9 protein-coding genes and 1 pseudogene are annotated in these 12,746 nt (G+C 41.6%); 3 read left to right on the forward strand and 7 right to left on the reverse strand.

Annotated elements, in window-relative coordinates; all coding sequences use genetic code 11:
* Window positions 1-17: 17 nt before the first annotated feature.
* The 6 genes and pseudogenes from adeK to sdsA all read right to left on the reverse strand — a co-directional run bounded on the left by adeK (window position 18) and on the right by sdsA (window position 9,715).
* On the reverse strand, window positions 18-1,475 hold the full coding sequence (adeK, locus tag EXE30_RS09995; protein WP_130162295.1) for a multidrug efflux RND transporter AdeIJK outer membrane channel subunit AdeK: 1,458 nt from the start codon (window positions 1,473-1,475) through the stop codon (window positions 18-20).
* A complete protein-coding gene (gene adeJ / locus EXE30_RS10000) occupies window positions 1,475-4,651 on the reverse strand; it encodes a multidrug efflux RND transporter permease subunit AdeJ (RefSeq protein ID WP_130162254.1) in 3,177 nt (1,058 codons plus the stop codon). Before adeJ ends, adeK begins: the two co-directional genes overlap by 1 nt.
* Before the next feature lie 12 nt (window positions 4,652-4,663).
* Window positions 4,664-5,887 carry an AdeA/AdeI family multidrug efflux RND transporter periplasmic adaptor subunit gene (locus EXE30_RS10005; protein ID WP_130162255.1) on the reverse strand — a complete coding sequence of 408 codons (1,224 nt, stop codon included), beginning with the start codon at window positions 5,885-5,887 and terminating at the stop codon, window positions 4,664-4,666.
* A gap of 10 nt (window positions 5,888-5,897) precedes the next feature.
* Window positions 5,898-6,522 (reverse strand): annotated as a pseudogene (locus EXE30_RS10010) (phosphatase PAP2 family protein).
* 158 nt (window positions 6,523-6,680) lie between these two features.
* Window positions 6,681-8,723: a site-specific recombinase gene (locus tag EXE30_RS10015; protein WP_130162257.1), complete on the reverse strand. Its 2,043-nt coding sequence runs from the start codon at window positions 8,721-8,723 to the stop codon at window positions 6,681-6,683.
* A 14-nt stretch (window positions 8,724-8,737) separates the two neighbouring features.
* The gene (sdsA, locus tag EXE30_RS10020) at window positions 8,738-9,715 is read right to left on the reverse strand and encodes an All-trans-nonaprenyl-diphosphate synthase (protein ID WP_130162258.1); all 978 of its coding nucleotides are present in this window, start codon (window positions 9,713-9,715) and stop codon (window positions 8,738-8,740) included.
* Between the two features lie 453 nt (window positions 9,716-10,168).
* Here sdsA and rplU point away from each other — a divergent pair, with 453 nt between their 5' ends.
* Entirely contained in the window at window positions 10,169-10,480 is a 312-nt protein-coding gene (gene rplU / locus EXE30_RS10025) for a 50S ribosomal protein L21 (RefSeq protein WP_121928602.1), read from the forward strand.
* 18 nt (window positions 10,481-10,498) lie between these two features.
* Window positions 10,499-10,753 (forward strand): 50S ribosomal protein L27, encoded by a 255-nt coding sequence (gene rpmA / locus EXE30_RS10030; RefSeq protein ID WP_005296333.1) that lies wholly within the window; start codon window positions 10,499-10,501, stop codon window positions 10,751-10,753.
* 59 nt (window positions 10,754-10,812) lie between these two features.
* On the opposite strand, the gene EXE30_RS10035 is transcribed toward rpmA, so the two are convergent.
* Window positions 10,813-11,691, reverse strand: a complete 879-nt coding sequence (locus tag EXE30_RS10035) for a pirin family protein (protein WP_130162259.1) — start codon at window positions 11,689-11,691, stop codon at window positions 10,813-10,815.
* A gap of 298 nt (window positions 11,692-11,989) precedes the next feature.
* Between EXE30_RS10035 and lolA the strand changes: the two genes are divergently transcribed.
* Window positions 11,990-12,685, forward strand: a complete 696-nt coding sequence (lolA, locus tag EXE30_RS10045; RefSeq protein ID WP_130162260.1) for an outer membrane lipoprotein chaperone LolA — start codon at window positions 11,990-11,992, stop codon at window positions 12,683-12,685.
* Window positions 12,686-12,746 lie beyond the last annotated feature (61 nt).

Below are 12,746 nucleotides of genomic sequence, written 5' to 3' on the forward strand. Positions count from 1 at the left end.
TGAAAAAAACACAAAGATTATGGTGTGTAGTGCTTTTCTGAACTCGAAAGTTGAGGTGCTACAGTTTCATTCGTTGTGGCTTTTAGACCACCACCCAATGTTTTATACAGCTCAACCTGATTATTTTGTTCAGCTTGTTGTAGTAACAATAGACCTTGTTCTGCTGAGTACGCAGAACGTTGAGCATCCAATACGGTTAAGTAGCTATCAATACCTGCACGGAAGCGAGCATTAGATAGTTTATAGGTGGTATTGGTTGCTTCAACTAAACGACGTTGAGCCGTTAGGCGTTCGCCAATATTGGCGCGTGTTGCCAGTGCATCATTCACTTCACGGAACGCAGACTGTACAGACTTTTCATAGTTAGACAGTGCAATTTTCTGATCAGTTTCAGAGATTTTAATATTGGCTTTACGAGTGCCCCAGTCAAAAATTGGTAAATCGAGACTTGGTCCGATTGACCATGATGCATTGCCTGATTTGAAAAGATCACTCAAATCGGTTGATGCATAACCTGCTGTACCTGTCAGACTAATGGTCGGGAATAATCTCGCTTTTGCAGCACCGATATTTGCACCTGCAGCACTTAAATTATATTCCGCAGCTTTAACATCAGGACGGTTATTGAGTAAATCACTCGGTAAACCAGCCGATGATACATTTTGCTGCGTAACACGTTGCACAGGTTGCTTAGGTAATAGGTTTTGCGGTACAGGTTGACCTACTAACAGATTCAACAAGTTGCTTGCCTGAGCAATTTGAGTTTTATAATTTGCAACATCATTACGCGCAGTTTCAACTGAAATCTGAGCCTGACGCAAAGGCACTTCACTGTCGATACCGACATCAAAACGCTTTTTGTTCAGGTTATAAGAGTCTTGTTGCGCTTTAAATGTCTGTTCTGCAAGTTTCAAATTTGCAGTCGCAAATGAATAACTCAGCCACGCTTGTGTCACTTCACTAATCAAACTGATTTGTGTTGAGTCACGCGCACTTTGGGTCGAAAGATAACTGTCGAGTGCAGCATCTTTTAGGCTACGAACTCGGCCCCAGAAATCTAACTCATAAGCGGTTACACCCAAACCAACTTGATAAGTTGAATATGGGTTATTTGGATCACGGGTAGGGGTCACTTGACGAATCGCACTACCACTCGCCCCAATCGTTGGGAGTTGATTGTTTTGTGTAATTCGATACTGTTGTTGCGCACGTTCAATATTTAAAGTTGCTGTGCGCAAGTCACGGTTGTTACTCAAAGCTAAATCAATCACTTCAAGCAGGCGAGGGTCAGCAAAGAATTGCTTATAACCCTGTTCAGCAATAGAAGTACCAGAAGCGCTGTTATATGCATAGCTTTCTGGAATATCGGTTTTCACGACCGGTTCTGGGCCGCGCATGCTTTGACATGCAGTCAAAGCAAGCGCAAGTGCAGATACCGCAATGCTACGACCTGGAATAGACCATACTGTTTGCATCACGATTTATGCTCCTGAATGTTTGTAGTTTTTGGTTGGTACTTAAAGATACTACGAATCCACACGAAGAAGACAGGGATAAAGAAGATACCTAAAAGTGTTGAGGAAATTACGCCACCCAATACACCGTAACCCACTGAGTGCTGACTACCAGCACCAGCGCCAGAAGAAAGCGCGAGTGGAAGAACACCGAAGCCGAAGGCAAGGGTGGTCATAATGATTGGACGTAAACGCATTTTCGCTGCATGCAACGTGGCCTCAAGTAACTCCTCACCTTGTTCTTGTAAATCTTTAGCGAATTCTACGATCAAGATCGCATTCTTTGCCGAAAGACCAATCACAGCAATGATCGCGACTTGGAAGTAAATGTTATTCGAAAGATTTGGATCATCTTTCAATACCATACCGAAGTAAGTTAACAGGATTGCACCGATGATGCCGAGTGGTACAACCAGTAACACTGAGAAAGGAATAGACCAACTCTCATACAATGCTGCTAAACAAAGGAAAACGATGAGTAATGAAAGTGCGTATAAGAATGGCGCTTGAGCACCTGATTCACGTTCTTCAAGTGATAAACCTGTCCATTCGTAGTCGAAACCTTGTAAGCCCATAGATGGCAGCTTGGCAATGATTTCTTCCATCGCTTTCATAGAGTCACCAGAGCTTGTGCCCGGTGCAGGTGTCCCTTGAATGTTCACCGACGACACACCGTTATAGCGTTCAAGTCGAGGAGAACCATAGGTCCATTTACCTGTCGCAAATGCTGAGAATGGAACCATTTCCCCTAAGCTGTTGCGAACATACCATTTATTCAGGTCATCAGGCATCATACGGCTGTCGGCTTCGCCTTGGACGTAAACTTTTTTCACACGACCACGATCAATGAAGTCATTGATATAAGAACCACCCCAAGCCATGCTCATGGTACTGTTGATGTCTGCAATGCTGACACCCATCGCACCGGCTTGTGCCTGATCAATCATGATTTGATATTGAGGTGTGTCTTCTTGACCATTTGGACGTACGCCAACCAGTCGTTTGTCTTGTGAAGCTAAGCCCAAGATCGTATTACGTGCAGCAATCAGTTTGTCATGGCCTTGACCAGCAGAGTCTTTCAATTGCAAGTTAAAACCAGCCGTAACACCCAGTTCAGGCATTGCCGGAAGCTGTAATGGCATGATGTATGATGCATCTTTGACGATCATATTGAGTGCCATACCACGCTGAATAAGTGCACCAATCTGCGTGTCTGGTGTTGAACGACTCGCCCAATCTTTTAACTTAATAAAGCCAATACCCGCATTTTGTCCCACGCCTGTAAACGAGAAACCAGATACAGTGAAGATTGAATCAACGGTCTCTTCTTCACTCATAAAGAAGTCAGTCATGGTATCAATGACTTTATCGGTACGATCAAGTGTTGCATTCGGCGGTAATTGAACCAGCGTCATGACCACACCCTGATCTTCTTCTGGTAAGAATGAAGACGGAAGTTTTTGGAACATGAACACCAATAAACCAATCACGGCAACATAAAGAATGCCAGAGAAAAGCTTAGCGGTCAGCATGCGGCTCACACCGTTTTGATAGCTATGTGAAACGCGTTCAAAACTGTGGTTAAACCATCTAAAGAAGCGGGCAAAAATACTATTGCTCGGTGCTTTATTTGGATCATGTTGCTTCAATAGTGTGGCACAGAGGGCTGGGGTAAAGGTTAATGCAACAATCAAAGATAAAACCATCGCAGTAACGAGCGTAATCGAGAACTGTCGATAAATCACCCCGGTGGTTCCGCTAAAGAATGCCATTGGTACGAATACCGCACTCAGTACGCTGGTAATACCGACAAGCGCACCAGAGATTTGTTTCATTGACTTTTCAGTCGCCGCAACAGGATCAGAGTGTTCCTCAGTCATCACACGTTCGACGTTTTCAACCACAACAATCGCATCATCGACGAGTAGACCGATGGCCAGTACCATCGCAAACATGGTTAATGTATTGATCGAGAAACCAAAAATATTGATGACAGCAAAGGTACCTAATACAACAACAGGGATTGCCAATGTTGGGATAATGGTGGCACGCCAGTTCTGTAAGAACAGGAACATGACGATAAAGACCAAGATCACCGCTTCAATTAAGGTGTGAACAACACTCTCAATCGATAGCTTAATAAATGGTGTGGTGTCATACGCCAGTTTATCTTCAAGACCCGTCGGGTAGTTTTTGCGTAATTCAGATAAACGTTCTTCAACGGCTTCTGCTGTATCCAAAGCATTGGAACCTGTTGCCATTTTAATGGCCAGACCACCTGCAGGCTTCCCGTTAAACATTGAGTTAAACGCATAGCTATCTGAGCCTAATTCTACACGAGCAACATCTTTTAAACGAACTTCAGCTCCGCCAGCCGTATTTTTTAAGAAAATATTCTTAAACTGCTCAGGAGTTTGCAATAAACTTTGCGCATTGACAGTGGCATTGATCACTTGATCTTTAACCGCAGGCGCACCGCCTAACTGACCCACTGCAACTTGTGAGTTTTGCGCTTGTAGCGCTCTCGCAACATCACTTGGGGTTAACTGGTAATTTGTTAGTTTTGCAGGATCAAGCCAAATGCGCATTGCATAAGAGCCACCAAAAACTGTTACCTCTCCGACACCCGCCACACGGCTAATCGGTTCTTTAATCGATGAGTTTACATAGTCCTTAATATCGGAGTCTGACAAACTATTATCTGGTGAATAAAATGCAATTACTTGCAAGAAGCTTGCACCAGACTTTGTAACGGTTACGCCTTGACGTTGTACGTCTTCAGGCAAAAGTGCCGTTGCTGATTGTAGTTTATTTTGAACTTGGACTTGAGCGATATCTGGATCAATACCTTGTTCAAAATTGATTTCAATCGATGCTTGACCATTACCAGAACTGTTAGATGAAATATAACGTAAGCCATCTAAACCATTCATCTGTTGTTCGATGATCTGGGTGACCGTATTTTCAACAGTTTCTGCTGAAGCACCTGGATAGGTAGCAGAAATCGTCACGGTTGGTGGAGCAATCGTTGGATATTGGGCAATAGGCATCTTTGACAAGGTTAAAATACCTGCCAACATGATAACTAGTGCAATCACCCATGCAAAAATGGGGCGATGGATAAAAAATTGAGCCATTCAATCTGCCCCTTATGCTTTCACAGTTGCTTTTTGTTCTGCTTGAGCTGGTTTCGTTGCATTTTGTGGATTTGCTGGTTGAGCTTGATAAGGTTTTGCTGAAACTTCCTGACCATCTTTCACTTTAGCAACACCATCAACAATCACTTTGTCTCCAGCTTTAAGACCATTGGTGATCACCCAGTTTTGACCTTGTACATTTGCAGTCTCGACTGGACGTGTTTCAACAGCCCCTTTGGCATTGACCAGCATGACCGTCGCTTGACCTGTTGGTAAACGTGTCACAGCTGCTTGTGGAATCAAATAAGCATTTGGAACCACACCTTGAACAATTTGCGCCGTTGTATACATGCCTGGAAGTAATAAATGGTTTGGGTTCGAGAACACCGCACGTAAGGTTACTGTTCCAGTATCTTGGTTAACTGAAGCATCAGAGAAAGTGAGTTGTCCTTCGATTGGATAGGTTGAACCATCTTCGAGTTTTAACTTCACTTTGGTGTTGTTGCTGTTGCTTAAGCTGCCTTTGCTCAGTTGTTGGCGTAAACGCAATAACTCTGCACTAGACTGGTTAATATCAACATAAATCGGATTAAGTTGTTGAATGGTCACCAAAGGCGCTGTTTGGTTCGCTGTTACTAACGCACCCGCTGTTACAGATGAACGACTTGACTGACCTGAAATAGGTGAGCGAATGGTTGAATAACCAAAATCGACTTCAGCATTTTTAACCTGAGCTTTAGCTGCTGAAACTTGAGCCTCAGCAACATTTACTTGACCAAGTAAGTCATCATATTCTTGCTTTGATACAGCATTGCTAGAAACAAGCTGTTGGTAACGGTTTAGCTTGGTCCGAAGAGACGCTAAATTTGCTTGTTGTTGCAAGAGCGAAGCTTTGGCCGTGTCTAATGACGCACGGTTAGCACGAGAATCAAGCTCATAGAGTGCCTGACCCTCAGAAACATAACTGCCTTCAGTAAACAGACGTTTTAAAATAACGCCGCTGGTTTGTGGACGAACTTCTGAAATTTGATACGCAGAGGTTCGACCTGAAAGTTCAACGTTTTGTTCAATATTTTGTGGTTGTGCAACAATAACACCGACTTCAGTAGGTGGCATTTTTTGTGCAGCAGCAGCTTGCTGTGCATCTTCTGTATCTTTGCTACAACCAACAAGTGCAATGCTTGTTGCTAATGCGCAAGCAGTGAGGGCGGGTGCCCAAAGCTTAGCCGACATCATTGTTCCACCTCTATTTAGATTTTTGATCTAAAAAAATTGTTGTTGAAATTGCTTTGATACAGCCATAACCAAAGCAACGAAGTCCAAATTAACCCAATTCCCCAACCAGCAAGTACATCAGTCGGGTAGTGAACACCTGCATAAATTCGCGATATCCCCATAATAATAAACCACAAAGTAGATACTAAAATGACAGGAGTACGGTATCTGCGCTGTTGCAGCAGCAACATGACTAAACTCGCAAGGGTCGCAGCATAAAGACTATGGGCACTTGGGAATGATGCACCATAACTTTGGACCAAGTGGTAAATCTCTAAAGGTCTTGGTCGATCAATGCTCCATTTCAGAAGCCAACCAATCGTAATACTTCCACTTACACTCAATGTGATAAAAATTAAACTTTTATAGTTTTTAATCCAAGTTTGATATATACACAAAAGCGTAGTTAAAAATAATGAAAATGGCATTCCACCGAGTAGCGAAAGCACAATAGCGGCATGGTTCAATGGAGCTGAACGATACTCAAATAATGCTTGAATACTCAATAGATCTAAAGTTGTTGTAGTCGGATAAAATAATCCCACCGCACTCAAAAATAAAAAAAAGCAACCAATACAAAGTAATAGGTACGGCATGCGGACCTCTTTATTTGCATAACCATTTTCAGGGCTATAGAGAGTTTGAAAGTGTACTCTTGAGTACACTTTAGGTCAAGTCTTGAAATTTTATGATAATTTATTTCGATGTTTTTTTAAGGTTTAGTAAAAAAACATAACAAAATTTGATGTGTGTCTCATTTTTTTTCTACTGTATTGTTTTCTTCGACTGAAACAGGTTGCTTCGGTGGCCAGAAAAAATCACTTGTTCGAGTCAGGAAATGCGTCATAACTAAGTTAGCCAAAGGTTTCCATTGCGCAAAACGAACCCGACGAGCACGTAAAGCCACGATAATGGTCAAGGTAAAGCTTACGAACAAGTTGGTTAAACCAATCAGCAGTACACCTAAGAATGACACAACGATTAAGCCAATATCAGGTGAGCCAATGGTCATTAAACCTTGAATAAAGTTGGCAGAAGCAAAGGCGATATGACGGATATCTAAAGGAAGGCCTAAAATAAAGCCAATGGTTCCCATACTGCCCAACATTACCCCGAACAGGAAATTACCAGCTAAAGCCCCTAAGTTGGTCTCAATATAACTAGCAAATTTATCGAGGCGTTGTTGGCTCATCCAGCGTTTCAAGCGGCGATGCTGTCTTAATCGCGGACCGACGTTGCGATAAACGGCTAAGTTGTCGAAATAACCTGCAATGAGACCTGAAAAGAACAAACAGACGCCAGCAATCGCCGCATGGGGAATTGCAAGCGAGGTAAATGGATTTAAGCTATGCAATAACGCTGCTGATTTAGCATGATTGAGTAAGGGTTCATCCAAATAAAATTGCCATGAAAAAGTGATCAAGGCCGCAACAGGAATGGCGATTGAGATATTGCCGAGGATCGCAATAAACTGAGTACGGATAATATTAATAATTAGTGCTGCTAACTCAGCAATTTGTGCGGTTTTACTGCCTTTTTGCTGTTGAACGGTCGAGGCCAGTGCGGCGGCGGTCATTGCCGGTTGTTTGGTCGCAACAGTGAAATGCAACACATGGATCAACATAAAACCCAAAGCATAATTCATGCTATACAAGAATGCATGGGCAAAAGGCGCAAGTACCAATCGAGCGGTTAATATCTTCAAGGTTGCCATCATGGCAATGATTGCACCTGCGCCTGCTGCCGCTTTGTACATGCCAAAGAAGCCCGCTTTGTCTGTACTTACATAATGCTCGCCGGTCTTACTTGCATTTTCAGTCACTTGCAACGCAATCAGTTCACTGGTTGAAGAGAGCAAGTGGCGGACACTTTTTTCATCATAATGGGCTTTGGTTAAATCGATCAGGAGTTCGCCCAGTGATTTATATCGGATTTCATCTTTACTGGCCAATAAACTCAGTAACAGTTCAATCCGGTCTATGGCTTGTTCTAATAAAGAAAGCAGATATGTCAAACTAATGCTGACACCAATTCGCCTTGTGGCACGACGAATCTTAAGTACAACATCACGACACTGATCTAACATTACAAATGCTTGAGAAGCATCTGGCGGTGGAAGTACCACAACTGCATCTTGGTCGTCGATTTGTTTTTTATACTTCTCAATAAAATCAACAATATCTCGATTTTGAGCTAAAAATGGAGATTCATATTCGGTAATATCGGGCTGAGCATTAATAAATTCAGGGTATAGACCAATACCGCTAATCCGATAGGACAAAACCGTAATGGCTTTAATCAGTTCATTTTTAGAAATTTGCTTTTCGAGTGTATTACTTTGACCTTCGCCAATTAAATTAAATAGCGTAATCCAGTCTTGGTTTTCAATCAGATCCAACCACTCATGATCATTTTCTTGATGAAAAACTTTTCCAATCAGTGTTCTGAGTTGATTGCCTTGTTCGACTAAGGGAAGGAAGTGCGCGCCGAGGCGTTGACTTAACTGATTCCAAAAACCATCTAAAGATAAAATTCCACTATCAGCATATAAGCTAATCTGTTTGTATTGACTCATCAATCTGACGATGAAGTCTTGTAATAAAGTTGCGGAAGTGGGGGTAAGTAACAATATTCTGACGAAGGCTTGAAGACGTTGTTTAACCTCTTCAGCGTCATTGGGGTTTTTAGGACGTAAACGATTGACCAATTCAATAATCAGGTTTTCGTCAAGAACAGCTTGTGGTTGATCAAGCTGTTCCTGCATTTTTAAAAATAAATCAGATAAATTTAAATGCATGGACACTCAGAAAGTTATTGTAGTCGATGTAATGCCATTAAAGTCAAATTGATCAATGCTTGGCGATATTCATTATCTGGTAGAGCTTTTAAGGCTTCTAAAGCGGCATCCGTTTCCTGTTGGGCACGTTTTTGACAATAGTCTAAACCGCCCGAGTTGTGCACAATTTCAATGACTTTATCCAAATGTTCAACACCACCAGTGGCGATGCTACGACGAATAATCGCATGTTCCTCACCAGTTGAGTGAGCCAATGCAGAAATTAACGGTAAAGTGGGTTTACCTTCCATCAAATCATCGCCAATATTTTTACCTAATGTTTCTGCATCAGAGGTGTAGTCTAAAATATCATCAATAATTTGGAACGCATTGCCGAAATGACCTGCAAATCGACGTAAAGGCTCGCGATATTCCTCTGTACCCGCCAAAATCGCAGCACCTTCGGTCGCAAGTTCAAATAAACGAGATGTTTTTCCGTGAATAATTCTTAAATAGGTTTCTTCAGTGGTGTCTGGTTGATGTTGTGATTGAAGCTGTAACACTTCACCTTCAGCAATTTCACAAGTACCTGTCGAAAAATCTTTTAATAAGGTCATGTTATTTAAATCGACCAAAAGATCGAACGCACGTGAGATCAAGAAATCGCCGACTAAAACAGCAGTCTGATTGTTCCATGTTGCATTGGCCGTTGGTCGTCCACGACGCAAGTTGGATTCATCAACAACATCATCATGTACTAGCGTTGCTGTGTGTAGCATTTCGATCACAGCCGCTAAATGTTGGGCTTGCTGCATATTGGCTAAACCACAGGCACGGGCAGCGAGTAAGCACATGATTGGGCGCATACGTTTGCCGCCAGCTTCAACTACATGTTTACTAACAGACATAACCAAGCCAACTTTAGAGCTGATTCCTTCATTGATGAGATGATCCATCGCAGCAAAATCTGTCGCAACAGGGGAGAGAATGTCTTGCTTGAAATCGACGACCATATGAAGAAAAACCTCGTATAGATGGGTAAATGGTGTAAGTGTACCAAGTAATCTGTTGCTAAACAGTGATAGCAACTGAGTAATTTGTCATTTAAAACATGACGATGTATTTTCTGATCTTAATTTAGACACAAACAGGATGCTTCTCAGACAAAATACTGAGATGACACTGAAAGTGACTTTCTATAAACACAGTTCATTTTGGTCATATTTACTTTTTGAAAATGTATTGCAAATCACAGAAAGAATCAATCAAAACAATGTGTCATCAATCTATTTGATTTTATTATAAAAAATAAATAATGCACGGATATGTGTGCATTTATGCAAAATCACTTGTTGTTTGATCAAATTTCACTTAAAATTTGTGCCCTTGTATAATCCCAGTGGCGTACGTCTTAAGATCGATATATCCCTTTATCGGCACGGCGACACGGGCATGTTGGAGTACGTATGTACGCAGTAATCCAAAGCGGTGGTAAACAGCACCGTGTAATCGAGGGTGAAACCCTTAAAGTTGAATTATTGAAAGCTGAAACTGGTGCAACTATTACGTTTGATGACGTATTAATGCTTGTAAACGGTGACAACATTCAAATCGGTGCTCCAGTTGTAGCTGGCGCTAAAGTAACTGCAGAAGTAGTTGGCCATGGTCGTCACGACAAAATTCGCATCATCAAAATGCGTCGTCGTAAACACTACCGTAAGCAACAAGGTCACCGTCAATGGTTTACCGAGTTGAAAATTACTGCTATCGCAGGCTAACACGAGGAGTAAATAGACATGGCAACTAAAAAAGCCGGTGGATCGACGAAGAACGGTCGTGATTCGAATCCTAAGATGTTGGGTGTTAAAATTTACGGTGGTCAAACTGTGACTGCTGGCAACATCATCGTTCGTCAACGTGGTACTGAATTCCACGCTGGTGCAAATGTTGGTATGGGCCGTGACCATACTTTATTTGCTACTGCTGACGGCGTAGTAAAATTTGAAGTGAAAGGTCAATTTGGCCGTCGCTATGTAACTGTTGAAGCTTAAGCTTTAATTGTTCAGAAAAACCCGCATTTTGCGGGTTTTTTTATGACTGCTTTTTGGACTTATGTGTTTTCGTTTGAATGTTTCCCAAACTTTCCAGTTTTTAAATCATCGTAAGCTTGTAAAATTTCATCATAGTTATTCATCACAAAAAAACCATGCCCATTTAGCGGTTCATGTAGCGGCTGGGCTGATAAGAATAAAAAATCGCAATTTTCTAAAGCGGTGATTTCAACATCTGTGTCAAAGCTAGACATCATCGCCATCGCTTGTTCTTCTAAAATATCTTCGTCCACGGCGAACTGAATTTTTCCTCTACGTAAATAAATGAGTGTGGTATCCCCGTGACTGGCAGGAAGTGTTACTCGATGACCTTTTTCAAGATGTACGTCCAACACATTCATTGGAGTAAAGGTCTGGGCAATGCCTTGAGTGTTTTGAAATTGACCAGCTACGATACGGACATAACCTGCATCATTTTCAAATAAGATTTTAGGAATATTTTTGTTTAATAAGCTTTGATAACGTGGCGCAGACATTTTATCTTTCGCGGGTAAGTTAACCCATAACTGTAGCATTTCGAAGTAGCCACCTGTCTCACGAAATTCTGGACTGAACTCTTCAATATGTTGTATGCCTGATGCAGCGGTCATCCATTGCACATCACCTTGTTGAATAATCCCATGATTACCTGTTGAATCAATGTGCTGTAACTCACCTGAGAACACAAAGGTGACTGTTTCGAAACCACGATGTGGGTGTTCATTTACGCCTTTCTTATTGCTTTTGGGCTCTAAACGACCGGGTCCGAGATGATCTAGCAACAGGAAGGGTGAGGTGGTATTGCCAAGTTCATGATGAGAAAAGACAGAAATTGCGGGGTAAAAGTCCCCAATGGCAAATCGAGTGTCATTACGATGGATAAATGCAAGGCTTTTCATGATTTATGCTTTTTTAGTGATTCGCCTTTAGACTAACAAAATTTCATATTTCGTCTAGATCATTCTTGATTTGTCACTTCTCATATCGTAAATAAAGGGAAGAGCGGTAGGACTATTTTTTGGGATTCAAAATCAAATTTTTGTTATTACAATTTCTACATAAAGGCTGCAACTTCATACATAATGCAGAACTTTGCGACACGAACTACACAAAACCGATGCTTTTCTTCATTCTTTTCATGATTGAAAACAGTAAGATGTCGTCATTACAGTAGAAATTTGATAGCAGGTTCACTTTATGAATTTCGTAAAAAAAATGGCTTATGCTGCAACACTTAGTGCAATCACACTTGCGCCTGTCGTAACGACTCAGCTATATGCTGCACCTGTCGCTGCATCGGCTCAGCAAGCTACTACAAGTTTGGTTCAGCAGTTATCGAGCTTACAACGATTCACTGCAGATTTTGAACAAACCACCAAAGTGACCAATAATAAAGCAGCTCAGAAAAAAGGACTGACTGCTCAACACATGAATCAAACTTTTAAAGGCGTGATGAAAGTTGAGCGTCCAGGAAAATTCTTCTGGGAGATTACGAGTCCTTCTAAACAAACGATTGTGACGTCTGGAAAAACTGTTTGGATTTATGATCCAGATTTACAGCAGGCAATTCGTCAAAATTTAGATGATCAAGTTGCCAATACCCCAGCATTATTATTATCGGGCAATACCAATCAGATCATGCAGTCTTATCGTGTGACTCAACCTGATCGTTCTAAGCGTTACTACACGTTATACCCTAAACAGGAAGATAGTACATTCCAGAGTTTAACCATTAGCTTTGGTGTAAATAAAGCACCGAATTTGATGATCTTACAAGATTCATTGGGTCAAACCACGTATGTCCGTTTTAGTAATGTGAAAGTCAATCAAGCCATTCCAGCTTCGGTATTTAATTTTGAACCACCGAAAGGCACAGATATTATTGATCAGTAATCATTTTGATCAATTTGGTAAAAAGCCGCATTGATTGCGGCTTTTTGCTAGATACATTTCT

The sequence above is a fragment of the Acinetobacter halotolerans genome (assembly GCF_004208515.1).
Lineage (GTDB): Bacteria > Pseudomonadota > Gammaproteobacteria > Pseudomonadales > Moraxellaceae > Acinetobacter > Acinetobacter halotolerans.